This window comes from Microbacterium pullorum (genome assembly GCF_014836535.1).
In the GTDB taxonomy this organism is placed as follows: domain Bacteria; phylum Actinomycetota; class Actinomycetes; order Actinomycetales; family Microbacteriaceae; genus Microbacterium; species Microbacterium pullorum.
The window spans coordinates 37,528-62,027 of sequence record NZ_JACSQP010000010.1 but is presented as its reverse complement, the minus strand read 5'-3'; the positions used below and the strand labels follow the sequence as shown (position 1 = coordinate 62,027).

General features: G+C 65.7%; 26 protein-coding genes. 21 read left to right on the top strand and 5 right to left on the bottom strand.

The annotated features are described in order from the left end of the window. Positions 1-366 carry a hypothetical protein gene (locus H9651_RS13405; protein WP_191719834.1) on the bottom strand — a complete coding sequence of 122 codons (366 nt, stop codon included), beginning with the start codon at positions 364-366 and terminating at the stop codon, positions 1-3. A gap of 537 nt (positions 367-903) precedes the next feature. Between H9651_RS13405 and H9651_RS13400 the strand changes: the two genes are divergently transcribed. Next, the gene (locus H9651_RS13400) at positions 904-1,641 is read left to right on the top strand and encodes a hypothetical protein (RefSeq protein ID WP_191719833.1); all 738 of its coding nucleotides are present in this window, start codon (positions 904-906) and stop codon (positions 1,639-1,641) included. 155 nt (positions 1,642-1,796) lie between these two features. Here H9651_RS13400 and H9651_RS13395 read toward each other — a convergent pair whose 3' ends face one another. From H9651_RS13395 to H9651_RS13380, 4 genes are all read right to left on the bottom strand, one after another. Continuing rightward, on the bottom strand, positions 1,797-2,921 hold the full coding sequence (locus H9651_RS13395; protein ID WP_191719832.1) for an alpha/beta hydrolase family protein: 1,125 nt from the start codon (positions 2,919-2,921) through the stop codon (positions 1,797-1,799). A 2-nt stretch (positions 2,922-2,923) separates the two neighbouring features. After that, positions 2,924-3,880 (bottom strand): hypothetical protein, encoded by a 957-nt coding sequence (locus tag H9651_RS13390; protein WP_191719831.1) that lies wholly within the window; start codon positions 3,878-3,880, stop codon positions 2,924-2,926. Then, positions 3,880-4,395, bottom strand: coding sequence for a hypothetical protein (locus H9651_RS13385; protein ID WP_191719830.1), 516 nt, complete (start codon positions 4,393-4,395; stop codon positions 3,880-3,882). The genes H9651_RS13390 and H9651_RS13385 overlap by 1 nt, the downstream gene beginning before the upstream one ends. A 90-nt stretch (positions 4,396-4,485) precedes the next feature. Beyond that, positions 4,486-5,103, bottom strand: coding sequence for a helix-turn-helix domain-containing protein (locus H9651_RS13380; RefSeq protein ID WP_318244878.1), 618 nt, complete (start codon positions 5,101-5,103; stop codon positions 4,486-4,488). A 259-nt stretch (positions 5,104-5,362) separates the two neighbouring features. Between H9651_RS13380 and H9651_RS15070 the strand changes: the two genes are divergently transcribed. From H9651_RS15070 to H9651_RS13280, 20 genes are all read left to right on the top strand, one after another. Next, complete coding sequence (locus H9651_RS15070) at positions 5,363-5,932, top strand: ImmA/IrrE family metallo-endopeptidase (RefSeq protein WP_191719828.1); 570 nt, start codon at positions 5,363-5,365, stop codon at positions 5,930-5,932. After that, positions 5,932-6,822: a bifunctional DNA primase/polymerase gene (locus tag H9651_RS13370; RefSeq protein WP_191719827.1), complete on the top strand. Its 891-nt coding sequence runs from the start codon at positions 5,932-5,934 to the stop codon at positions 6,820-6,822. Before H9651_RS15070 ends, H9651_RS13370 begins: the two co-directional genes overlap by 1 nt. An 8-nt stretch (positions 6,823-6,830) precedes the next feature. Next, positions 6,831-7,475 carry a DUF2637 domain-containing protein gene (locus H9651_RS13365; RefSeq protein ID WP_191719846.1) on the top strand — a complete coding sequence of 215 codons (645 nt, stop codon included), beginning with the start codon at positions 6,831-6,833 and terminating at the stop codon, positions 7,473-7,475. Beyond that, a complete protein-coding gene (locus H9651_RS13360) occupies positions 7,472-7,888 on the top strand; it encodes a hypothetical protein (RefSeq protein ID WP_191719826.1) in 417 nt (138 codons plus the stop codon). The genes H9651_RS13365 and H9651_RS13360 overlap by 4 nt, the downstream gene beginning before the upstream one ends. A 64-nt stretch (positions 7,889-7,952) precedes the next feature. Continuing rightward, the gene (locus H9651_RS13355) at positions 7,953-8,798 is read left to right on the top strand and encodes a hypothetical protein (RefSeq protein ID WP_191719825.1); all 846 of its coding nucleotides are present in this window, start codon (positions 7,953-7,955) and stop codon (positions 8,796-8,798) included. After that, on the top strand, positions 8,795-9,805 hold the full coding sequence (locus tag H9651_RS13350; RefSeq protein ID WP_318244877.1) for a ParB N-terminal domain-containing protein: 1,011 nt from the start codon (positions 8,795-8,797) through the stop codon (positions 9,803-9,805). The genes H9651_RS13355 and H9651_RS13350 overlap by 4 nt, the downstream gene beginning before the upstream one ends. After that, positions 9,805-10,488 carry a hypothetical protein gene (locus H9651_RS13345; protein ID WP_191719823.1) on the top strand — a complete coding sequence of 228 codons (684 nt, stop codon included), beginning with the start codon at positions 9,805-9,807 and terminating at the stop codon, positions 10,486-10,488. Before H9651_RS13350 ends, H9651_RS13345 begins: the two co-directional genes overlap by 1 nt. 12 nt (positions 10,489-10,500) lie before the next feature. Beyond that, positions 10,501-11,676, top strand: coding sequence for a M23 family metallopeptidase (locus H9651_RS13340; RefSeq protein ID WP_191719822.1), 1,176 nt, complete (start codon positions 10,501-10,503; stop codon positions 11,674-11,676). A 5-nt stretch (positions 11,677-11,681) separates the two neighbouring features. Continuing rightward, the gene (locus tag H9651_RS13335; RefSeq protein WP_191719821.1) at positions 11,682-11,948 is read left to right on the top strand and encodes a DUF6112 family protein; all 267 of its coding nucleotides are present in this window, start codon (positions 11,682-11,684) and stop codon (positions 11,946-11,948) included. Between the two features lie 97 nt (positions 11,949-12,045). Continuing rightward, complete coding sequence (locus H9651_RS13330; protein WP_191719820.1) at positions 12,046-12,315, top strand: DUF6112 family protein; 270 nt, start codon at positions 12,046-12,048, stop codon at positions 12,313-12,315. Positions 12,316-12,347: 32 nt separating this feature from the next. Beyond that, a complete protein-coding gene (locus tag H9651_RS13325; protein ID WP_318244876.1) occupies positions 12,348-13,670 on the top strand; it encodes a conjugal transfer protein TrbL in 1,323 nt (440 codons plus the stop codon). Continuing rightward, entirely contained in the window at positions 13,667-15,130 is a 1,464-nt protein-coding gene (locus tag H9651_RS13320; RefSeq protein WP_191719818.1) for an SCO6880 family protein, read from the top strand. The genes H9651_RS13325 and H9651_RS13320 overlap by 4 nt, the downstream gene beginning before the upstream one ends. Before the next feature lie 84 nt (positions 15,131-15,214). Next, positions 15,215-15,694 (top strand): hypothetical protein, encoded by a 480-nt coding sequence (locus tag H9651_RS13315; RefSeq protein WP_191719817.1) that lies wholly within the window; start codon positions 15,215-15,217, stop codon positions 15,692-15,694. Further along, on the top strand, positions 15,691-17,184 hold the full coding sequence (locus H9651_RS13310) for an ATP-binding protein (RefSeq protein ID WP_191719816.1): 1,494 nt from the start codon (positions 15,691-15,693) through the stop codon (positions 17,182-17,184). The genes H9651_RS13315 and H9651_RS13310 overlap by 4 nt, the downstream gene beginning before the upstream one ends. Then, positions 17,181-17,762: a hypothetical protein gene (locus H9651_RS13305; RefSeq protein ID WP_191719815.1), complete on the top strand. Its 582-nt coding sequence runs from the start codon at positions 17,181-17,183 to the stop codon at positions 17,760-17,762. Before H9651_RS13310 ends, H9651_RS13305 begins: the two co-directional genes overlap by 4 nt. Then, the gene (locus H9651_RS13300; protein ID WP_191719814.1) at positions 17,759-19,531 is read left to right on the top strand and encodes a type IV secretory system conjugative DNA transfer family protein; all 1,773 of its coding nucleotides are present in this window, start codon (positions 17,759-17,761) and stop codon (positions 19,529-19,531) included. Before H9651_RS13305 ends, H9651_RS13300 begins: the two co-directional genes overlap by 4 nt. 53 nt (positions 19,532-19,584) lie before the next feature. Then, positions 19,585-20,013, top strand: coding sequence for a single-stranded DNA-binding protein (locus H9651_RS13295; protein WP_191719813.1), 429 nt, complete (start codon positions 19,585-19,587; stop codon positions 20,011-20,013). A gap of 9 nt (positions 20,014-20,022) precedes the next feature. After that, the gene (locus H9651_RS13290; RefSeq protein WP_404803019.1) at positions 20,023-20,598 is read left to right on the top strand and encodes a hypothetical protein; all 576 of its coding nucleotides are present in this window, start codon (positions 20,023-20,025) and stop codon (positions 20,596-20,598) included. A 233-nt stretch (positions 20,599-20,831) separates the two neighbouring features. Then, positions 20,832-21,653, top strand: a complete 822-nt coding sequence (locus H9651_RS13285; protein ID WP_191719812.1) for a hypothetical protein — start codon at positions 20,832-20,834, stop codon at positions 21,651-21,653. Between the two features lie 259 nt (positions 21,654-21,912). Then, positions 21,913-24,500: hypothetical protein (locus H9651_RS13280; RefSeq protein ID WP_225216780.1), on the top strand; the 2,588-nt coding region annotated here is incomplete at its 3' end.

The window sequence follows — 24,500 nt, the reverse complement described above, 5'->3', positions numbered from 1 at the left end:
TCACGGCACCGTGTCTATCTCCGCCCCATACTTCTCCGCATTCTGCGTCATCGGCATGAAGATCGAGTTGTCGCCGGCGTACTCCTCGATCGCCGGCGGACAATCGAGATCGCCGATGGAGAGCGCGGGTTCAGTGAATTTTCCGGTGAGCGTTCCACAGGTATGCCGCGACTGGCTGGTGGAGGTCAGTCCGGAGGCGCGATATACGCTCGTCTTGAAGAAGACAGAGAACGTGAGGGATCCGTCAGCGTTCTCGACTATGTCGAACACCGCACGCGTTTTCACGGGGTTCGGTGGGCTGGCTTCGTAATCTCGAGCGTCCGTGAGAAACACATCGACGATGTCGTCTGCGGAGATCTCGCTCACGGCAGAGCGCGCAGCTAGGAGCTCAGCGGTCTGCCTTGCAGTGATTTCTAGGCCGGTCGCCAAACCAGATTCGGCCCCAGTTACCGCCTCTTCATACATGCGACGGTCAGTTCCGCATGCAGTCAACGCCCCGATGAGCATCAGAGCAACCCCCGCCGCGACCGCGCGCGTCCAACGCAGAGATCTCCGGTTCATAACGGCCTACCCTTTCTGCGAGTGTCGCCCGGGAACGCAAGAATCGAGATCATTGCGGATCGCATTCTTTGAACTGCTCGAAGTCGGTCCCCACTAGATGAATCTAGTGATCAGGCGTCCCGGACTGCTTGCTCCGGAGTTGCCGGGCTCGACCGATCCACCTCCAAGAATGATCGATTTCTGGAGAGCACCCGTCCGCGGAAGGCGCTGAACCGGAGCTCTCGGACGAATCGAAGCTTGGCTTGGTTCGGGTGCAAGATTTGTGTTCCCGTGAGATGGACCACCACCTTGCCCCTCCAGCCGCCGACTACCCGCCGACGGCTGCCAGAATAGGATGCCCGCATGGGGACGTCATACGAGCAATTCCTCGCGTGTCTGCGCAACTCCGCGGCCCGACGGCTGCTTGGCATCGAGATGACGGACGAAGAAGCCGTGATCCTCGGGGCGGACGGTAAAGCCGCAGTTGCCTACTATGAGATCTGGTCCGCAGGTCGCGCTGGTAATGCGGTGGCGTCGACGACAGCGATTCCTCAGGCGCACCCTGCGCCTCTCGCCGAGCGAACGCTCCTCGATATCTCCACAATCGGACGAGGTGGTGAGCCCGCTACGGTGCGAGTCACTACCTCGCGGCTGTTCATCTCGACGACGGGTGGGGTGTCCGTCTGGAAGGCGTTCCTGGGCGCCGCGACGCTGGGTTTAAGCACTGCGGTCACCGGAATCAATGCCGGCGTGGGGGGTGACCTCGATATCCCGATCGGCGCCGTCAGCGCTGCACTGATCACCAGGACCGGCATAGCGTATTCAACGGTGAAACTCGTCATCGGCGGCGACGCTCTTGAGTTTGGCCTAGCGACGATCGCGTGCAGCGCGGTCATCGGAGCGATCAACGCGGCCGTCTCCGGCGGGTACCGCGCAACTGCCGCGGCCGAGGCGTGGGAGATCTACCGGCTGGGCCGTGCGAAGCAGTGGCCCAGCGAGGGACAACTGCGAAGGCAGCTCAGAAAGGGCCAGATCCCTCAGAAGCGATTCGAGCACGACGTTGCGGTCGCGCACGCGCTGCAAAGTCTCGCGATGATCTGACGTCACGCTCGCCTGATCAGCGAGCTTGGCGCTCTGCAGATTGGCGAGATGGTCGAGCCGTGAGCACGAGCGGCGGCCACCGGGATATCGCGGTAATCAGTCCACAACCGCTGAGGAGGCTGAGCTCCTAATTGGCGAGCTACTATCCGAGGGTTTCACGGGGCAAGTCGGGCTGTCGTGTGGCTCGCGAACCACGACATCAACGCGGACCGAAACACCTCGGGGTCGACGTTCGCCTCCCACCCGTGCGGGGCAGCGGCCGTTTCCACGAGCGTGGCTTTCGGGTGCGCAGCGACGAAATCACTCGTGATCTGGAATGGGATCTCTTCATCGCCTCTGGAGTGGACCACGATCACCGGCACGTTCGTCTTGAGGCTGCGGCCCCAGGCGAGCCGGTCGAAGTCCAGCGGCGCCGGTAGCCCCATCACCCGGCCGGCCACGCGAGAGCCGAGCGCCCACGTAACGGCGGTCGCTGCGAACTCAGGCAGGCCCGCAGCACGGACGCCATGCCGGATGATTTGTGGCCAGTTCGTCGCCGGGGCGATCAGTACGAGCCTGTCGAACGCATCCGGTTGGTGGCGAAGGAGCTCAAGTGCGAGACCCGCGCCCATAGACCAGGCCACCACGTAGACGGCGGCGGCTCCCCGCGAGCGCGCGTATGCCACGGCGTCGGCCAGGTCACTCCACTCACGCTGCCCTAATGTCGAGGCGGATGCCGCTGGCCCATCCCCCGAGCCCCGGTAGGTGATCGCCAGCGAAGTCAGGCCGGCGCTCTGCGCAACCTCGACGGAACGCAGCGTCACGAGTCGCGACGTTCGAATCCCCTGCACGTGGATCACCCACGGCGCATCGGGCGAGTCACCCCGGAAGAGCCAAGCCGGCGCCAAGGTTCCGTCGCGGAGCGGCACCTTGATGTCTTCCCAATCGGGGTCGATCTCCGCGGGCCGGCTCATGACATGGCCGGTCCACTGGGCCTCAAACGGCTCCGTACTGATTGGGGCCGTTGTCTTGAGCACGCGACGAATGACGCGGTGCTCATCCGAGCCGGCCACCGGCCCGATCAGCGCGTGGCGCTCAAAATGCTCCCCAAACCAGAGTCCGTAGTTTCCGGCCGCGAGGGTCAGCGCGCTCTTAGGCATCTCGATATCGTCACCAACCCGACGCACGGTGACCGTCTTCCTTCTCGGTTCGACGCCGACGACGCGCCAGCCCAGCAACCGGAGCATGCTCGCGGCAACTGCGCCGAGCGCAGCGACGGCCGCGACCACGATGGCGATCACTTTCAAGGTGCTGTCACCGTCCCCGTAGCACTGGACATCCGGACCACAGCTGGTGCCCTCATCTGTCGGTCGAGCATCTGTGTCGCGGCACGAAGCAGGATCCGCTCACGTTTCGTCAGCTCCTGACTATTCGCGATGTCGGTGAGGCGGACCGCGAGCCGATAGGCCTCATGCACGGGATCTTCGTCAGGAACGGGGCTGACGATCATCCCCCGTTCGATGCTCGCTCTCGCGAGCAGTCGGCCGAGCGTGGCGTTCATCGACCTGCGGCCGGCGCGGGCGATCGCGAACGCGATGATCCCGGCGCAAACCAACACGACACCGCCGTAGAACGGAAAGGTGAACAGGCTCCCGACTGCTTCGACGGCCGGTGTTCGCCCCATGCCCGCGACACGGAGGGTCAGATAAACGATCTCGACCAGGCTGGCGCAGAGGATCGCCCACGCGCCGACACGGATGGCGATGTACGATCGCGGTTTGCGACCGTGGATGCCGCGGAGCATCCGAGTCATGATCAGCACGACGCATCCCATGTAGATCGACGCATACGCCCACAGCCCGAAGTGATCCGCGGTCTCGTCGATGAAGTCATCAGTCGTCGACCCTCGATCGACGATCATGAGGAATGGGACGGTGAAGGCGAGACACATGATCGGCAGCTCCCACAGGCTGCGCGTGTTGAATCGACTGCCGTCCAGTGTGAGGGCCGCCTGCATGACGAACCAGAACGCCGCAGTCGCGAGGATGTTCTGGACCAGGTTCGCGATGTTCGTTCCGCCGAGCCAGCCGTCGACAGTCTGCAGCGGAACCGCGATTCCGACCATGAAGATCGCTGCCAGTCCGGTGATTGTGGCAATCCAGGTCAGCCGACTCGACGGCTCCCGGATCGCCGAGGGCAGCCTGATCAGCGTCAGGATCAGTAACGCAACGAACGCGACCGTCTCGATACGGAGCAGCATCAGCCGAACACCGCCTCGTCGTGACCGTGACGGGGACGGAGCAGAAGACGCGACAAGAGTTGCGACAGCTTCTCAGCCTCCGCTTCGATCACCAGCTCGGTATCGGCGAAGTCGAGGTCCAGCTCGAAGTCCGGCGTGACGATTCCGCGCGCGAGCACGGTCTGACCGGCACGCATATGACGGGAACCTGCATGCTTGACGGGCAGTGTCGCACAGCCCTCATGCTCGAACAGAACGTGGGACAGCTCATGGAGGACGGTGTGGAACTGGTACCAGCGAGGATCGGACTTCCGCACCAGGATCGTGGCCGCGTCGGCCGTGAGCAACACCAGACCGGTGATGTTCTCCCAATCACGGTCGCCGACCGGCTCGATGTCAATCCGCCTGCCGGTCGCCAAGGCGACATGTCGAACGATGTCTCCGAGGTCTACGTCGGTTGGTAGCTCAAGGCGTTCGAGCTGTTGTTGCGCGCGGACGCGCAACTCCTCATGATCTCGAGAAGCGCGGTAGCTCATGATGCCCGACCTCCGATCACGACCTCGGCACTGCGATCGCTCGAACGCCTACACTGTACGCCGATACGCAGTAGAGGTCAGGTCAGTACGTTATTGCGCAGAGATCGACCTGAGCGTCTGCGCAATCGCGCGCAACGCGGCAGGCGAAATCTCACCGACGGCACGAGCTGACACCGAGTCTGCACCGGACGCCTTGAGCGCCTCACGGAACTCGAAGTTCGCTTCAGCCGCTTCCACCGCCGCGGCATCGCCCAGGTCCAGCAGGTAGGCAGTAGAAACGCCGGCGTACGCTCCAACACCTTCGAGAACTCGCACCCGCACAGGCGACGAGGACGCTCCAGCGATCAGGCTGGACCACTCATCCCGGTCGAATGCGACGCCGCGCGCAGCGAGCTCACTGACAAGCTCATCGATGTTGAACACCGAACCGTCAAGGCGAGGCGCACGGGAAACCGCAGTCAGCCGGCGGCCCAGTTCCTGCGGCTCTGTGTCCACCATGGGCTCGATCTCGCGGGCTTCGCCGATGGATGCCGCCACCCGTGAGATCTCATGCGGATGAGTCCCTAGAGCCTGCGCGAGCTTTTCGATGTCGTTCGCGTCGAAAGGCGCGGAGCCGCGCAACCGCCCATAGAAGTAGCTCGCTGACATGCCCGACCGGTCGATCAGTTCCTGGTTCGTCATCCCGGCTGCCTCGCGAAGGGTTGACACCGCGCGCACCAGGTCCTTGGACCACGCGCCAGCCCCGCCCTGGGATCGTCTACCCACGAGGACAGGGTATCGCTACGGGTTTCCAAGGGGCTTATACCTATTCCAGCACAACGAGCGTATCTTGCTCCTATGTACGCACACTCTCCCCCGAGTGCTCGCTCGCCCACCGCGGACCCGCAGACGGCGTCATCGGTGAGATGACGCGCACCTCCTACGAGAAGCCGCCCAGGTCGGCTGCGCAGGAGGAGGTATTCACGCCATGTCCGACCAAAGATCTAGCATCGGGGCCGCTGAGGCGAAGCTCGAACGGTTTCGCTCCCGATCGTTCAACAACACCGTGCTCATCTGGACGCAGCATGCCGTTGCGTTCGGGCAAGGCCGGGTCCCCGAGCCGACGCCGACGTACATCGCGGGTTTCAAGCAGCGGCGGGCGCCGGGGCGGTGCGTCGACCGTGGCCAGGTACGCGGGCACGGGTACTCATTACGCATCGTTGAAGGCGATCGCGATCTCGGCGGAGCGAACGGCATGACTGATTACGTCACGCGGAGCGTGGCTGTACGTGGCGACATGGATCCGGCAGCGCGAGCGAAAACCCTGGCGCACGAGCTCGCCCACCTCGAGATGCATGGGCCCGGCAACCGAGCTGCGACGCTGCACCGTGGGATTAGCGAAGTCGAGGCGGAGTCCGTCGCACTAATTGTCGGAGCGGCGCACGGTCTCCTGCCCTCGTCGCACACTTCGCATGGGGTGGGTCAGCCACCTGACACCGGTCAGACGGCTGGGAGGCGATCTTCCGGTCAGTCGGAGACGTCGCCTCGGGTGCTGTGATGGACACGGTCGCTCTGCTCGCCTCCATGGTCGGACTTACGCCGCGGGAGGGGGCGCCGCGGTTCGCTGCAGCCGGAATCCCGGTCTTCCCGTGCAAGCCTGCGCAGAAGCGTCCGCTCACGGAGCACGGGTTCCACGACGCGACCACCGACGCCGAGCAGGTCGCCCGCTGGTGGACGCAATGGCCTCAGGCGAACATCGGCATGCCGACCGGGCATGCTTCCGGTCTCGAGGTCGTCGATGTCGACGTGCACGGTGCGGTGCGCGGCTTCGCTGCCTTCGAACTCGCTCGCCGAGAGGGTCTCGCGGACCGCTGGCAGGCACTCGTGAAGACAGCATCCGGCGGCATGCACGCCTATTACCCCGCTGACCCTGACCGCGCGCAGCCGTCGTGGCAGGCCGCGCGGTCCGGCATCGACTTCCGCGGCGAGGGCGGCTACGTCATCGTCCCACCGTCGCTGGTGCTGTTCGAAGGCAACCGGTCAGCGTATGAGCTGATCGGCGCAGGGCGCGGCGAGTCGGTGCCCATTGACGGAGCAGCGCTGCGAGCGTTCCTTGACCCGAAGCCGGCTTCAGTCTCGACGCCGACCACGAACTCACGCCGCGACGTGGAGGTGGAGCGGATCGCAGCCTGGTTGGCCACGCGGCCCGAAGGCGAACGGAACCGTGCACTGTATTGGGCGGCATGCCGGCTCGCCGAGAACGGCGTCACGGACCAGAGCGCGCGCACCGCGCTGGGACCAGCGGCTCAGCACGCAGGGCTGGGCCAATCCGAGGTCCTGACCACCATCCGATCTGCGTACCGGACGGTGGCGGCTCCGACGTCGCCTCTCCAGAGCCGCGGTGCTCAAGCAGTTGCGCGCCCGATCAACGGACAGGTGATCTCGTGATGCCCGGAATGACAGGGCCGCAGTCGGGGCGGATCGCCGTTTGGACCGCGGTCGCTGGGACGGTCTTCATAGCTGGCGGCGCCTTCTGGTTGTCGTTCACTGCACTCGCGGATCTCGCGCGCCGGTCCGGTGTCGCGCCGACGCAAGCGTGGGCATGGCCGCTCATCGTTGACGGGATCGTCGTTGTCGGTACCGTCGCGGTTGTGGCGCTCGCGGGCCAACGCGACGCCTGGTACCCGTGGATGCTACTTCTGGCCGGTGCCGCCGCATCAGTCGCAGCGAACGCGATCCACGCGGTTGTGGCCGCCGATGCCAGCCTTCCACCGGTGCTCGCGGCATCCGTTGCGGCTGTGCCTCCATTGGTCCTGCTCGCGATCACGCACCTCACCGTGGTCCTCGCTCAACGGTTCCGCTTTGGCTCCTCCTCCACAGCTACTGCGTCGCGAGTTCCATCCACAGAACTCATGCAGCTTCGACCGCAAGCAGACGTCCCGGAGAAGGGTGCACTCAAGGAACTTGCGGCGCTAATGCACCAGCGCGGCATGTCGAACAAGCAGATCGCGAGCGCCACAGGAGTTCATCCATCGACAGTCGGTCGATGGATGACGGGGAAGCTCCGCACACCTGAGGTTCAGAAGGGAGTTGCGCCATGACCGAATACGGCCGAGACCAGCAGCAGGAGACGCGGCTTCGCCCGGATGCGTCCGAAGGCCACCGCAACCTCGTTGAAAGGTCGGCGGACGACGAGGCGTCCGAATTCGCGCGGCACGCCGATCCGTCACTTGTGCGGCAACCGATGGCTTCCTCACGTGCCGAGCAGGTTCGCAGCGAGATTGTCTGGATGCGGCCCACAGAGCTCGTTCCGGCCGTTACCGGTCGGGTCGCAGGTCAGGGAATCGACCTCGAGGCGTCGCTTGCCCGGCGCGCACGTGCGCTGCCAACGCAGCACGTCGCGACTACCCGCCGAGCCATCCGGGAACGGGCGCTTCGTCTTCCGCCGGTGACCGCGTTCGGAAACGGACGTGCGGTGAGTGGGGCAGTGCGCCGCTCGGGAATCAGTCGGTAGCGAGGTTGCGATGTCCGGGCAGAGTTCACGGTCAGCTGCGAGCGCATCGGCGCTCCCCCTCCGGGTGCCGGAGGCGCCCGAGGGCGTAAGCGCTCGCGCCCGCTTCGAGAGCTCGGAGGGTCTGCGCGAGCTACTGGAACGCCTCGCCGCGCAGGACCACGGCGCCTGGCGCCACGATGTCGAAGCCGCGGCGCTCATGGGATACGTCGTTCGGCGCTACGCGAAGCTCGCGCGCAAGCATGGGCTCGACCCATGGGACGCGGCCGCAGCCGCGTTCGATGCGATGCGCTCGTCCGCCGTGCGCAACGCGGACGATCCTTGGGCAGTCGTGACCCGTGCCGTGCAGGTGACCCTGATCGCGGAGGAACGCGCGAACGGCCTGCTGTGCTCGGTTTACCAGGCGCGTCGACCCGAGTTCTCGTCGTTCCACGACCCCGAGCGGTTCAGCGATCGAGAGAACCCCCTGAGTGACTACCACCCGGCATTCCGGGTGGAACCGCTCGAAGGCTCGCAGGACGACCGCGCCTCGGCCGATGGGACGGGGATCGGCGAGGCAGTGGAGAACGCGATCGCTTTCCTCACTCTCCTCGGTTGGCCCCGTACGCCGGCACGCACGGCGATGGAGTACATCTGCGCGCGCCTCAGTGAGGTGCCCTCGCGCGCGACGGCCTGGGAATCGCTCCGCCGCGACGTCCACGGAAGGACGCTGCTCGATCTCTCGTCTGCGTCGTGGAATGGACTGTTGCGGGCTGTCCTCGGCAACCCCGAGCCAGACGTCGCGCGAACGACAGCCGGACGCGGAATCCTGCTGCGGCTGTTGATCGGTGAACCACTGCGGTCGCTCCTGACTGATGACGACCTCGTCCTTGCCGTGAGTGTCTCTGCCCCCGCCGATAGAGGGAGGCAGTGAACGTGGGTACAAACGTCGGCCACATCGAGCTCGAACGATCGATCGAATCGATCATCGTCGGGCAGCGGCACCGCAACGAGTTCGGAGATATCGATGAACTGGCCGCGTCTATCACCCGCGACGGGCTGCTACAACCGGTCACCGTCACGCCCGAAGGCGTCCTGGTGTGCGGAGCACGACGGCTTGAAGCTCTGAAGCGGCTCGGCGAGAAAACAATCAAGGTCTGGGTCAAGTCCGGGATCTCCGATCGGCTCGCCGAGCTGTTGGCGGAGCAGGCGGAGAACGTGCTCCATAAGCCCCTCACGCCCACGGAGGCAGCAGCGCTCTACACCGAGCTGAAGGACTACCTCGCTGAGGATGCGACACGACGCCAGGCTGCGTCGCGTTTCGGTCGTCAGGATGCTCACGCCAGACGAGACGGTGGTGCCACGGTGGCACCACCGCAGTTCAAGCCAGGCAAGAGCCGGGCGCAGGCCGCCCAGATGGTCACGGGGAAGGCGTCGTACACCACACTGGAGCGCATCGCCGAGTTACAGCGCCTTGTCTCCGATCCGGCCACTGACCCGACGGTGAAGGAACGAGCGAGCGCTGAGCTGCGACTCATCGATGACGGCGGCAGCGTTACGGCGTCGCACGCGCGAATCCGGCACGTCCAGGATACGGAGGCGCCGCGGGAGTTCGAGGACTTCGAAGCGCCCGAAGACTTCGATCCGCCTGACGAACTCGAGCAGCTGGCGAACGCAGCCCTCGCGAGAGTCAAGGAGGCGAAACGCAATCGACGAACCCCAAAGGCGCGAACTGCTGCCGCGCATGCCTTTCCCGTCCGCGCTTTCGTGCGCGTGTGGGAGGACCTCGACTCGTGGTGGACCCACTTCGACGTCGCAGCGGTCGCCGCGGAACTCACCGACGACCAGTTGGAGCAGTTCGAGGCGACGCTCGCCTCGACCGTGGAGTTCTTCACTGCCCTCCGCAACGCACGAGCGCAGACGAGGCGGGAGATCGCGTGATGGCAAACCCCGTGCGCCCCGGTCAACGGCGCCTCATCCTTCTCCTCGCCGTCGGCTTTGCCGTGCTGACTGCACTCGTTGGAGTCGGCGTCTATGGCCTCCTCCTCGCTCCCGACCCCACCACGCCAGCGCCCGCGGCCGAGCCGAGACGACCGGCGGGGCCCTCTCCTGAGCCCGACTCGACCGCGTCGAGCCTGTCCCTCCCTCCGATTCTCGCGACAGCGGATGCCGAGGCATTCGCGCGCGCCGCCTCCCACGCGCTGATCAACTGGGACACAGCCACCCACTTCGAGCCGTCCGACTACGCCCAAGTCATCATCGATGCGGGCGATCCGTCCGGGATGGAAACCGCCGCGCTCGCGTCCGACGTCCGCAGTTACCTCCCCACCGCGGACGCATGGGCAAAATTGCGCGCCTACGGCACCCGCCAATGGTTGACGATTGACGAGGCGTTCATCCCGGCATCCTGGAGCGAAGCGCTCGATCAGGCGGCGGACGGCCAACTGCTCCCAGGAACCATCGCCTACACCGTCACTGGGACGCGTCATCGTGCCGGCATCGTGGGGACCCAGGCACAGGAGACGTCGCGACCGGTCTCGTTCACTCTGTTCATCGCGTGCGAGCCCAGCTTCGAAGACTGCCGGCTGCTCAGGCTGTCCGAGGTCGACAACCCGCTTCGATGACGGGCGCTGGCCATGAAGAAGCTCGTCATAGCTCTGATCGTCGCGGTGTTTGCCCTGCCGTTCGCCGGGATGCTCGCCGTACCGCTCCTCCTCTCCCCCGCGGCGCTCGCCGCCTGCCAGTCAGCCGGCCAGCTCGTCGTAACCGACGTTCCGGACAAACTCACCGCGGCGCGGCGCGACGGCGTGTCAGTCACCCTCGGGCAAAAGCAGCTCACGCACGCCGCCACGATCATCACCGTCGGCACCGGCGTCGAGGGTGTCGGACGGGCGGGTGTGCTTATCGGACTGATGGCGGCGCTCACCGAGTCGACGCTGAGGATGCTCGCGAACGCCGCTCACCCCACATCCCTCAACATGCCGAACGATGGTGTTGGTAGTGACCACGACTCACTCGGCCTCTTCCAGATGCGCCCGACGTCGGGGTGGGGAACGGTGGATGAGCTCATGGATCCGCACTACCAAGTGCGCGCCTTCTTCGGCGGATCATCGGGACCTAACTTCCCCTCACCTGCCGGGCTCCTGGACATTCCGGGCTGGCAGGCCGCTGATCCTGGTTCAGCTGCTCAGTCTGTTGAACGCTCCGCCTTCCCCGACCGCTATCAGGACTATCAACCCGTTGCGGAAGCGATCCTCACGGCGTTGACCAAGCCCGCCGCAGGTGCAGTTGACAACGGCGCACTTCTTGGCTCCGTCCCGGAGACGAGCCGATTCGTCTTTCCATTGCCAAGCGGCACGTGGGTGCGCTCCAGCGGGTATGGCTGGCGCACAGACCCCCTGACCGGAGCCCGCGCATTTCACTCGGGCACCGACTTCTCCACGGCCGAGGGCACGCCCATCTTCGCGGCAGCGGACGGAATCGTCGGCTGGGCAGGCCCGTCGCCGGGGTACGGGCACCTGGTTGTCATTGAACACACGATCGACGGAAAGCGAGTTGCGTCGGCCTACGCACACATGTGGGCGTCCGGCATATACGTGTCCGTCGGCGAACGGGTCACCGCTGGCCAGCACATCGCGGACGTCGGGGCGTCCGGTAAGTCGACGGGATCGCACTTGCACTTCGAGATCCGGCCGGGCGGTTCGTTCGAGCCGTCGATCGATGCAGACCAGTGGTTCGTCCAGCACGGGGCCGAGGGGCTGGATGCCTCGACGTCGGCCAGGGCGTCCTGCGCGATCGGAATCCCGGGATGACTGGCATGGGCATCTTCCCGGACTTCGGTGCAGTTGGAGGAGGCGCCGACCTCCGCGACATCGTTGGCGCCCTCCTCATGTACGTCCTGGTCTTTGCCGTGCTCATGATCCTCATCTGCGCCGTTACATGGGCGATCACATCGTCGAGCGGCAACTATCAGTCGGCGCTGCGTGCCCGCGCGGGGGTCTTTGTCGCCGTCGGGGCCGCGGCTTTGGCCGGAGCGGGCGTCGCCTGGATGAACTTCCTCATCGGGGTCGGCCAGCAGCTCTAGTCCGGTCCGCGCGCCCCCTCCAACCGTCGTCGGATCGCGGGGACGACGCACGCACCTTGTACGCAGGTTCGTTTCTGCCCAGACAAGGAGCACGACCGTGATCGACATCCCACCCAACGCGTCGGGACTGCCCGGCATCGAGCAACTCCGCGTCATCGTCGGCGCGGTGATGGTTGTCGGGCTCATCCTCGCCGTACTCGCGCTCATCATCGCTGCCGTTGCGTGGGGATACGGAGCGAATTCGTCCAATCCCCATCTCGCCTCCCGCGGAAAGCTCGGTGTGCTCGTGGCGTGCGGAGCAGCAGTCATCTGCGGCGCGGCAGTCACCCTCGTGAACTTCTTCTGGGGCGTCGGTCAGTCCGTCTGAGCGGGCGAGGATGACCGAGAGGAGCGATGCGAGTGGATGGCGTGTGCGACATCCCTGTAATCGCCGAGGTGTGCCAGACAGTCGGATCGGGTGTCGCATCTCTCGTCGCGGCCCCCTTCGACTGGCTCGCCCACACGCTCGCCGCTGCCGCTGCGTGGTTCTTTCAAGCCGTGTGGGCCGTTTTCGACACCACCACCCTCGTCGATGTCACCGGTGAGCAGTACATCCGGGTGTACAACCTGCTCTTCGGTGTCGCGCTGTTCGTCATGCTCGTCTTCTTCTGCCTGCAACTGATCACCGGTTTGGCCCATCGCGACCCAACCGCCCTCTCGCGTGCTGCGGTGGGGTTGGGTAAGTCCGTGCTCGGCTCCTTCGTCGTCATCGCACTCACAGTAACCCTGCTGGAAATCACGGATCGTCTGGCCATCGGCATCGTCCAGGCAACCGGGAACACGATGGAGGGAATGGGAGACCGGATCGCTCTCATGGCCACCGGCCTTGTGGCGATCAACATCACGAGCCCCGGCGTCGGCGCGATCATGACCATCTTCCTCGCCGGACTTGCGATCGCCGCGTCGGCGATCGTGTGGTTCTCTCTCCTCATCCGGAAGGCGCTGCTCCTGGTGGCGATCGTGTTCGCTCCGATCGCCTTGGCGGGGTTCTCGTGGGATGCGGCGCGCGGTTGGTTCGGCAAATGGGCGGCATTCGTGGTCGCACTCGTGTTCTCAAAGCTCGTGCTCGTCGTGCTTTTCCTTGTCGCGATCAACCAGACGGCCGCGCCGATCGACCTCGACCTTGCCTCCGTCAGCGACCCGGTCGCGGGAGTCGTGCTCATGCTTGTCGCGGCCTTCGCGCCTTACATGACCTACAAGTTCATTTCCTTCGTCGGAGTCGACATGTACCACGCGATGTCGACCGAACAGGAGGCGAAGGGCGCGATGAATCGCCCCATACCGGTGCCGGTGACCCCCGCGACGGCGAAGTCGGCGAAGTCGATTCTCGGCGGAGGCGACGCAGCATCCAGTGGCTCGGCGACCCCCGCTGCGGCCAAGACGACCAGCGGAGCCGCGGGATCCGGCGGCAGCGCGGCAGCGTCGGGCGGCGCGGCGGCTGCTGGCCCAGCCAGCGCCGCCATCATCGGCGGACAGGTAGCCGCCAAGGCGGCTGGCGCTGGTCCGAAGCTCGGCAGCGCGGCAGGCACAGCCGCGGAAGGACACGCCGAGAGCGCCACCCCGGCAGATATGCCGCCGCCATCGAACGGCTCGCAGCCAGGCGTAGTCCCGATCCCGCCGTCGCGCCCGACGGTCACTCCCCCGCGCCCACTTCCCACCCCACGCGAAAGGACAACGGCATGACCGCTGACAACACGCGTCGCGCACACCAACTTCACCCCGTTCAGTTCTCGCGACTTCCGAAACGAGGGGTGATGCTCGGACTTTCGCTCGCGCAATTCCTGACGCTCGCCATCGGACTCCTCGCGTTTACCACCGCCGTCTATCTGGGTGGCGGCATCCTGTTCGGCCTGACCTCGCCAATCTGGCTCACCAGCGTCGCGCTGGCCTTCCTCCCCGTTGGTGGACGCAAGCTCATCGAATGGGTCCCGATCGCTGGCCGGTGGGTGTGGCGGAGCGTGGGAGGCCAGCTCCGGTTCCGCGCTGACCTCGTCACGCCGCGCCCCGCCGGAACGCTTGCGCTGCCGGGAGATGCCGCGGCGCTACGTGAGTGGATCGATCCCGAGACCGGCGCGGCGATGATCCAGGACCCTCACGCCCAGACCTTGACCGCAGTTGTCGGCATCACACACCCTGCTTTCGTTCTGCTCGATAGCGGGGAGCAGGAGCGTCGCGTAGCCGGCTGGGGGCGAGTGTTGGCGACGGTGTGCCGGTCGGGTCGCATCGCCCGCGTGCAGATCTCTGAACGGACGGTTCCTAGCTCGGGAAGCGGGCTGGCCGAATGGTGGGCACGGCACGGCGTGAATGACGACTCGTGGCCCGCTGTGACCTATCAGGAGCTCATCGAGCGGGCCGGCCCGGCGGGCGAGCGACACGCGACGACGATCTCTCTCGCACTGGACGTGCGTGCGGCCGCTCGACAGATCCGTGCCGCCGGCGGTGGCATGAAGGGAGCGGCTGACGTGCTCCGCCAAGAGATGACGACGTTCACGGCGGCCCTGCGTGCGGCCGACCTGATGCCCACCGGATGGCTCACACCAGGCGAGGTCGCCGTCGCGCTGCGATCTGCATATGATCCCGCCGCCGCTCCCGCTCTCGAGCGACACGGCGACATAGGCCAGTCGCTCGCAACGGCCGGACCCGTCGCGGTCGCCGAATCCTGGGATCGGCTCCACACGGACTCCGCCCATCATGCGGTCCTCTGGATCGCGGAATGGCCGCGATCGCAGGTCTTCCCAGGCTTCCTGTCGCCGCTACTCCTGACCTCCGGCATCCAGCGCACCTTCACACTCATCTGCACGCCGGTCCGCGCCGACCTCGCCGCGCGGGACATCCGGAGAAAGAAGGTCGGACTCCTTTCAGACGCCGCGCAACGCGCGAAGATCGGTCAGATCGAGGATGCCGCCCGCACGGCCGAATACAACGACGTCGTCCAGCAGGAGTCGGATCTCACAGCTGGTCACGGGGTGCTGCGATACACCGGTCTCGTCGCAGTGTCGGCACCCAAGATCGATGAGCTGGATGCGGCGATCGCTGCTATCGAGCAAGCCGCCGTGCAAGCCGCCTGCGAGACGCGGCGGCTTGTCGGGCAGCAAGCACAGGCGTTCGCGGCCGCCGCGCTGCCCCTGTGTAGACCCGTTTGACTCTCGCGTCACCGACCCTGGCGACGTCAACGCGCGGGGACATCGCACGCACCTCCTTAAAGACTCCGCTGCAAGGGAAGCGAAATGCCCACATCCCAGAACCCGATCGTCGATGGCGAGGAAGCACGGCAAGCGCTGCGCGCCCTCGCGGCCGCCACCCGTTCCCTCGACGACCCGGCACAGACGTACGACGTGGTTGGGAACTTGGTGGGTGGCCTTAAATCCCTCGAGCAGGTGCTCGGCCAGCTCTCCTCCGCCCACACGAGCGCAGCGGCCAGCGCCCGCACGCACGACGGCGATCACTGGGCCGGCGTGGAGGAGGCCTACGCAGCGGCGAACGCGCTGCAGAGAGCGTCGACCCTCGTCGCCCGAGCAGGCTTGGCGGTCGACCGAGCGTCGCAGCATTCCGGCCGAATCGGATGGGACTTCGTCGCAGCGGCCGTGCCGGTTGCAGAGTGGATCGCGCCGCGGATCAATCCGAGTGATTCCTTCCAACGCACGAACTCCTTCGCTTCCCAAAGGTCGGGAGCGAGTGTTCGCAGACGCACGGGGATGTCGCTGTGAGCCCGCAGAAGGACGAACGAGTGCACACTGCGGTGCTCGTCGACCCGGCCGGGGAACGCAGGAAGGAGCGCCGCGCCCGACGGAAAGCTACCCAACGGCTCACCGCTGAGTCGCGAGCCGTCGCCTCCGCGGCAGGCCGCGCCGAATCAGACGCTCAAAGCGCTGAGCGTCGCGCGACCACGTACCTGCCCGCATCCGGCGAATCACGGCCAGCTGCGCTCCGCACCCCTGGTCGGCTCCGACTCCCGCGCCACCAGGACACCAGCGCGACCCTCGCCGGCGCGTATCCCTTCCTCGCCGAGGGCGGACTCGGCTCGCAAGGTGTCTTCGTCGGGCAAGACCTCTACTCGGGTGCGTCGTTCGTCTACGACCCCTGGGTGCTCTACTCCCGCGGAATGATCACGGCACCGAACATCGTCCTGGCGGGGATCGTGGGCTCGGGCAAGTCGTCGCTCGTGAAGAGCCTCTACACGCGGTCGATCCCGTTCGGACGCCGCGTCTACGTACCCGGAGATCCAAAAGGTGAACACACCGCCGTCGCCGAAGCCGTCGGCGGGCAGGCAATCGTGCTCGGACACGGCATGGCGAACCGACTCAACCCGCTCGATGAAGGGCACCGCCCGTCCGGCGTGACCGATGCGAGTTGGGCAGGCCAGGTCGCCTCCCGTCGCCGTGACCTTATTGGAGCCCTCACCGAAACGGTGCTCGAGCGCGCGCTGAGTCCGCTGGAGCACACCGCGATCGACCTCGCCCTCGCTGACGCGGTCAGGTCATGCGAGGTCCCAATCCTGCCTATGGTCGTTGAACGAATTCTCTCGCCCGACGAAACTCAACGGGCTGATCATCGGCTCGTCGAGGACGGCAGGGTGGTCGGTCACGCGCTACGTCGGCTCGTCGCCGGCGACCTCGCCGGGCTGTTCGACGGTCCCAGCACAGTCACGTTCGATCCGAGCCTCCCCATGATCTCGCTCGACCTGTCACGAGTCGCCGAGAACGCGACGCTCGTCTCCGTTCTCATGACCTGCTCGTCAGCATGGATGGAATCCGCCCTCCTTGACCCGCACGGCGGGCAGCGCTGGGTCATCTACGACGAAGCCTGGCGACTCATGTCCCACCCAGCGTTGCTGCGACGAATGGATGCCCAGTGGCGACTCGCTCGCCACTACGGGATCGCGAACCTCCTCGTGTTCCACAAGCTCTCCGACCTGGACAACGTCGGCGACCAGGGCTCGGCCATGCGGGCAATCGCGTCGTCTCTGCTCGCGAACGCTGAGACCCGGATCATCTACCGGCAGGAGGCGGACCAGCTCGGAGCGACTGCGAGCGCGCTGGGTCTCACAGGCACGGAACAGGGCCTGCTGCCGGGCCTCGGCACAGGTCAAGGGCTGTGGCGGATCAAGGACCGCAGCTTCGTGGTTCAGCATCAACTGCACCCCGCGGAGCTCGCAGCTTTCGACACGACGAGCCGGATGACGGAGGGCGTGAAATGAGCACAACCCACGCGGTAGGAGGAACGACCGATGCGATTCGGTTGCCGCCGGTCCTTCCGGTGATCTCGATGACGATCGCCACAGACGGCACGATGACGGTAGCGGTCGACGGCGTGCCGTTCGAGCCACCTCGATTCGGGCCGGCCTGGGTCCGGTCGTCCTTTGCGCCAGTCATTGACACGGTGCTGGAAACGCGGGGCTCGCCCGTGCGGGTACTCGTCTACGAAACGGACGGCACCGTTTTCACCGACCTCGTCACCCGCCCCTTGCAGGGAGCCTTTGACCCGAACACACAGCCGCAGGTTCGCGAGGACGCGCCGGCGAAGCGCACGCTGGCGGCCGACGCTCCGACCGATCCCGTCCCTTTGATCGCGCCGCCGCACACAGCGCTCGGCGAGGAAGGCTTCCTCCCCGGAGAGGATGTCGCCGTCGCAATCATCGTGCGACACACGAAGGCATCCGCTGACGGGTCTGCCCGGGCGCTGCTGGAGCGAGGGGTCTGCCAGTGCAGCGCCGACGGTGAGGTCATGCTCGTGGGACGGACCTCCGGCACCTGCGTCATCGGAAATCTCACGTGACCGGCAACCACGGCGTGGATGTTTCGGGTCACGACGGGCTGACCAACCTCGCCTTGCTCGCCCTCGGCGCGGTCATCGCGGCTGCCGGCATCCTTCGCCTGGCGGGCAATGTCGCTGCCTTCGCATCAGGCGCGAAGCAGCCGACAGGCGGGCTGGGCGCAGGGTTCGGTGTCTTCAGCTCGCCGGCAGACCCCGGGATCGCGCTGGGCTCGACCGCGCTCAACCCTCTCGTGTATTGGTCGGTCGTGACGGCTCTCGTGGCACTCGTTGCCGTCGTTGCGTGGTGGGTCTGGCGAGTGCTGCGGGATCACACTCGTCACACGAAATCCGATCCCCACCGCATCGTCGGGATTGCGACGTCGACCGATGTGCGGCACGCCGCCTCCGAACGCGCGCTGCTGTCGCGGGCCGCGCACCTCCGAGCATCCGTCGCCAAGCCCCAGCCGGAAGACGTGGGCTACCTCGTCGGGGTAGCGCGCGGAGCGAAGGTATGGACCTCGGTCGAGGATTCGATTCTCGTGATCGGTCCTCCCCGGTCGGGTAAGGGCGCACACATCGTCATCAACGCGATCCTCGACGCTCCTGGCGCTGTCGTCACGACGTCCACCCGGCCGGACAACCTCACGACCACCATTCGCTCGCGGATGAGGCGGGGGCCTGTGGCCGTGTTCGATCCGCAACATCTTGCCCCGGGTGTGCCTGCGGGGTTGCGGTGGTCACCCGTGCGAGGTTGCGAGGTCCCACTCACCGCGATGATTCGAGCGGCGGGTCTCGCAGCCGGCACAGGCCTATCGGGCGTCGGGGTCGAGAACGGCGGCTTTTGGGAGGGCAAGACCCGCACCGCACTGCAGGCGCTCCTCCATGCAGCAGCGCTGGACGGCCGTTCGCCCGGCGAGTTGTTTCGGTGGACACTGGACCCTGCCACGGCGAAGGACGCGGTCGCCATCCTGACGAACAACCCTGCAGCTGCAACCGGATGGGCGGAGTCGCTCGATGCGATGATCGACGCCGACCCCCGCACGCGCGATTCGATCTGGCAAGGCGTCTCGCTGGCTTTGGCTGCGTTGGCGGACCCTCGTGTTCTTGATGCGGTCAGCCCGAGCGATGACGAGCAGTTCGACCCAGAGACCTTCCTCCGGCGCAACGGCACTCTGTACCTGCTCGCGACCGGTGCCGGCGCCGGCGCATCCTCATCGCTGGTCGCTGCCCTCGTTGAGGACCTTGTCGAGACGGCCAGGCGGGTAGCCGCGCGGTCTCCGGGCGCGCGGCTTGACCCGCCACTCCTTCTGGCGCTCGATGAGATTGGCAACCTCGCACCACTGCCGTCCTTGCCCGTGTTGATGGCGGAAGGTGGCGGCACCGGTATCACCACGATGCCTGTGCTTCAGTCGCTCGCGCAGGCCCGGCAGCGATGGGGAGACAACGCCGCTACCGCAATCTGGGACGCGAGCATCGCCAAGATCGTGCTGGGCGGCGCCTCAGGTTCTCGCGACCTCCAAGACCTCTCCACGCTGATCGGCGACCGTGACGAGGTCACTGATTCGATCACCGTCGGCGAACGAGGGCTGCGCTCGAGTCAGCGTTCAACCCGGCGGGTTCCGATCATGCCGCCCGATGTCATCCGGACGCTGCCGTACGGCACCGCGCTCCTGATGCTGAGGGCCGCGCCGCCGATCGTCACTCGCATGCGGGAGTGGGGCTCGCGCCCGAACGGCGCGCTGCTCCGCGAGGACCGGGCTCGAGTCGAGGAGCAACTACGGCGGGGATAGCTGACGCACCTACTTGGTGATGGCCGACCCGCGGCCATCGGTAGGAGCTTCCGATGGCGATCCACACGCAACAGTCCCTCTCCGGTTTCCTCGCATCGGAGCCTCAGCTCGCGTTCAACGCGAAGGGCGAGGCCCGATTCTGGGTGCGGATCGGGCAAGAGCATTTCGAACGCAACGAAGACGGCACGTTCACCCAAACGGAGAACACGTACCACGATCTCGTGATGTTCCGTCGGAACGCTGAGCGGGCCTACGCGATGTTCAACAAGGGGGACGCTTTCATCGCGGAGGGCTACACCCACAGCTCATCACGAGAACGTGACGGCGAGACGGTCGAGACCGAGGAGTTCGTCGCGAAGCGGCTCGGCCATGACTCCGCACGGACGAACTACACCCTCCAACGTCGTCGCCACACAGCCCCGCCCCTGGCCGCACCGGCACCGGCACCGGCAAAGCCCGCGGTGCGGCCGGTCTCCCTCTGAGGTAGGGCCATGTCTGCCGACGAAGCTCTGCAGTTTCCTGGCTACGAGTTCGATATGCCGGCGCCGGACGGACCAGATGCCGAGCCAGAGGGCCTGCCCACCATCCCTCGTCCGGTGAACTGGAACCTGCTCACGTCCGATCAAGCGGCGTTCGAGTGGGTCGAACTGGACAGGTGGGTGAACTGGTTGCGCCGCACGTACGGGCTCGGACCGTCGATCATCCCACCGCTCTGGCACCGCCACTCCGAACTGGTCTGGGAACTCTCCGCCCTGCACCTCCACTGGTTGTGCGCCTACGACGAGGAGCAGCACGGCTCCGCTCCCCTCGGCTGGCACCGTGACTTCGCCGAGGCCCGCGACCGCCTGCACGACTGGGTCGCCGCCTGCGGCTCTCGGCTCGACCGGGACCGGCCCACCCGTCAGACCGCCTGGCCGGGCGAGGAGCCGGCGCCGGCGGTCGAAGAGATGCCGATCGAAGACCGGGCGGCCGACTTCCGCAGGTTCGTCGTCGAAGACGTCGCGCGCCGTCGCGCTGTCGAGGACGCTTTCATCAGGGAAGCCGCTGGCTCCAATCATCGCCCTTGAATCGACTCGGGTGAGGTCTGCGAATGCTGCCCGCATCGCCGGGGTTGACCGTGCAAATCTGCGGGCCGGTCATGCGATCGAAGTTTTCGTTGGCCGCTGCCTGTGCGAACCCCGCATGCCTGGTCCAGTTGATCCTCAGGCTCGCGCGTTGATGGACCGGCTTGCGGGCGAGTCGATCCACGGTGTGACCCGCCGAACCAGGACATGGCAAGACGTTCGGTAGATTCAGTCGGATGGAGTCGGTGAGGCTGCTGGATACGCGCGAAGGAGTCGCGCTGGAGCGGATGGCAGTGTCCTACCTCGACTCTTTGCGCCCAACCGTCTTGAAGATCATCCAACAGAGCCAGCGGCTGCCCTCACCCGATGCCAGCAGCTGGATGGCTCGAGTCGACGCATTGACGACCCCGTTCGAGGCATCGCAGATTGCTCGCACCTTCGCGCTCGTGGCCGCGGATAACATTCGGCTGACAGAGCGCGTTCTGCGCAGTGATCTCCCGCCCTTCGCGCTGTACTCAACGATTCGCTCCGCCATTGAAGCGTCTTCGCTCGGGCTCTGGATCCTGGACGCGAAAAGCAACCAACTTGCGGCAAGTCGCACTCTGCGGATCTACCGTCAGAACATCGCTTCCGATCGAACAATGTGGAATGAGTTCGTTGGGCAGCCATCGGAGGACCATGACACGCTCGCCGAACAAACCCGGCTGGCTCACGACCGGCTACGCGGCATCTCTCCAGCGGACTACGAGAAGGCTGTCCGGAGCTCATCGGCCATCGGGGCCGTTGACCAGACCCACCCGGTGGCCCAGCCCCAACGGACGTCGATCTCGGGGCTTGAGGCGTGGCGGATCTGTAGCTCAATCGTGCATGCGAACCCTGTTTCGATGACCCACATTCTGGAGCGCCACCCGGACGGAGCAGTCGGGCAGTCCGCGACGCGGACGTCTCGGCTCAGCTTCGTCGCCAGCTTCTTTGCGACTGCTTGCTTGCGTTCGGAAGAACTGATCGACGCGTATCGCGAGCGGGCCCAACCTCGACGAGCCGGACGTCGAGATTGACTGCACCACCTGATCGATCGCGTGTGACTCAGTGCGCCTACCGCCGCCATCTGCCTCGCGGACCTGTCCCTAATTCAAGTAATGCAACGCCTGCACGCTCTTCTTCACGCCAATGTCGCTGAGGACGTTCACTTCGAAGCGTCGAATCGCCGGCGCCGACACGCGGCGTCCACGGTCTGCGAGCGGGGCGGAGGAGGCAGCACAATTGGGAGGCGCGCCAGACTCGCGGCGCGGAGACACCGATCCAGGGGCTCAGGCAATGGCACGAACCGACGCAGCTGGCGCCGACATTACGGGCGCCTTGAGCGCTCTACGACAGTCGCTCAACATGGGCGCTGTCGCGGTTGTCGGCGCAGGCGTGTCGATCGCCGCACGGTTCCCCGTGACGGCGGGCCTCGACGCGTTGCTGTACGAGTCACTCGGGAGGCCGTTTCCGGCGCGCGCCAGCACGCCGCGTGACTCTTCTCGGGCATGGAAATTGTTGGCGGGCAACGCAAGCGCGCGCGCGCGATTCCAGTCCCAGTTTTCGGCGATCGACCGGGACCGCAGCACTCAACCGTCACGAGCCCATGAAGCGCTGGCTCGCTTGATTCACGCCGACATCATCGAGACGGTCGTATCGCTAAATTGGGACACAGCCCTCGAACGAGCGTACGAACGTCTGTACGGTACTGCCATTCCTGCGGGCGTCCTCTTCAAGCCTCACGGAGACGCGGCCGACCCCGATTCAGTGTGGACCTTGCCCCACGAGGACGGCACCGTGACCGACGCGGTGCGGACCCGCATTGATCGACTCGTCGTCGACCACGCCCGCACCCTCGTCGTGGTGGGCTACTCCGAGAGTGACGAAACGATCTCCCGCGAGTTGATCAGCCCGCTCGACGCCCGGTGGAGAACTATCCGCATCGGGCCGAGCGTGGTCGGCGACTACGACATCCCTCTCACAGCAGATGAAGCGCTCGGTCGCATCACCACCGACCTCCTGCACGCTGAAGAAACCAGCAGTTGGCACAGCGTCACCTTTGGCGGCAGCCGCGGGATCGAGGCGGCTTTAGCCGGTGAACGGCTTGGCCCCTCCGACGTTGACGCGTGCCCGGAACTGTCCGAGGTAGACCGGGTCGTCTCTGCGCTGGTTGATCAGCGCGCTGTGGTCCTGAACGGCCCGAGCGGCAGTGGCAAGTCCATCACGGCCTATCAGTCGCTGCGAAAGTTGTCGCGCCGAGGGTATGAGATCCTTCGCCTCCGCGATGGGGCCCGAGGACTGAGCATTGGGGCCTGGATCGGAGACCTGAGAACCTTCCCCCATCGGAAGATCCTCTTCATAGACGACGCGCAGGATCTGCCAGCGGATGTCGTCCGCGAGCTTGCCGAGTCCGCTACCCCAAATCGGCTTGTTCTAGTTGTCGGCGTTGATCAGGTGGCGGGAGGTGTGAAGACAATCAACGTAAGCGGAATCGCCGCCGTTGCACAGCTAGCTCACCACATACGTGACAACTCGGACACCTTCATCCCGCTCGTGGAAGCGCTGGATGACCAAGTAGGTAAACTGCCGACGCAAACGCCGCTTGAGTTTCGGCTGACTGCGGCGGAGCGAGAGAGCTCGCCGTGGCAATTCTTCTATGTACTCACGGGGGGCTGGCGGCGCGCTCAACGGCTCGCGCTCGATCTCCGCGAACGAAACCGCGCCGACGTCGCACTTACTGCTGTCGCGGTCGCACAGATCGCAGGGGTCGACTCTGGTGTGACACGGTCCGAGCTTTCAAACCTCCTCGACATACTCGGTCGAGATCAAGCATGGCTGGACTCGGCGCTGGATCTCTTGCTGTCGCAAAGGGCGATCATCGAGTCAGACAGCAGGCTGCGCTGCCCACATTTGCAGGCTGCCTATCACGTCGTCGGATGGATGTTGCACCCGCCGTTCTACAGTCACACCCCTCAGAAGTCGATCGCGATCCACCCAATCACGTCGGCCCAGCGAGAGTTGCCGACGGCCGCTCGACCGTCTGGGATCGAAGTGCAGCGGCCGCCCGAACTGCCCGAAGCTGAAGTGCGCGGAGACCAAACCGTCGCGTCGGCGATTGTCGCGTACTACCTCGAGCTGAGTTCGACGCCCCTGCGCGGGTGCAGTTGGCTGATCGGGCGAAACCTGGTCGGAGAATCTCAATGGGTGCTGCGCTACAAGACGCATGTCCTGAATGCGGCACGGTGGGCGCAACTAGCTCGCAAAGCCATCGACAGCCCGGCCGATAGCACCGCAGAGGGAGCCCAGCTTCTGACCGAAACGCTGACATGGTGCCCTGAGGTGGTGCTGCCCATCATTCGGGAGCAACACGGCTCGATCGCGGACTGGCTCCGTCAGTTGACCCCGCAGAACGCGTGGTCACTTGGTGACCTGATCAACGCCCTCTACAACCACGACCACCGTGAGCAGAATAGATTCTCCGCTCAACTCGTCTCCGACGTCGACCCGAGGCGGTTGGCGACTCTTGTGCTTGACGGCGGCTGGGGCCACATTTACTCGACCTCGCGTGGCGTGAACAGGATACTGACAGCAGCAAATGGCGAACTGCGCGAGACTGCCGCGCTCCAACTCGATCGACCCGCCTATCGAGAGTTCATGGGGGCGAAGAAATCTGACCTCGACGCGATGGCTGAAATGATCAACGCGCTGGCCTCCATAGACCACGCGTTCGCCATCGAGCTCTTCGACAATGCCGCGTCGACGTTCGCGCGACTGTACTCGGCCGACCCGATCCACGGCTGGTCGGACGTCTTCGACGTCCTCGCGTTCGTCCTCGGGTTCGCGCCACGATTCCTCCGTGGCCGCCGTCGGCCTCCGAAGGAGGC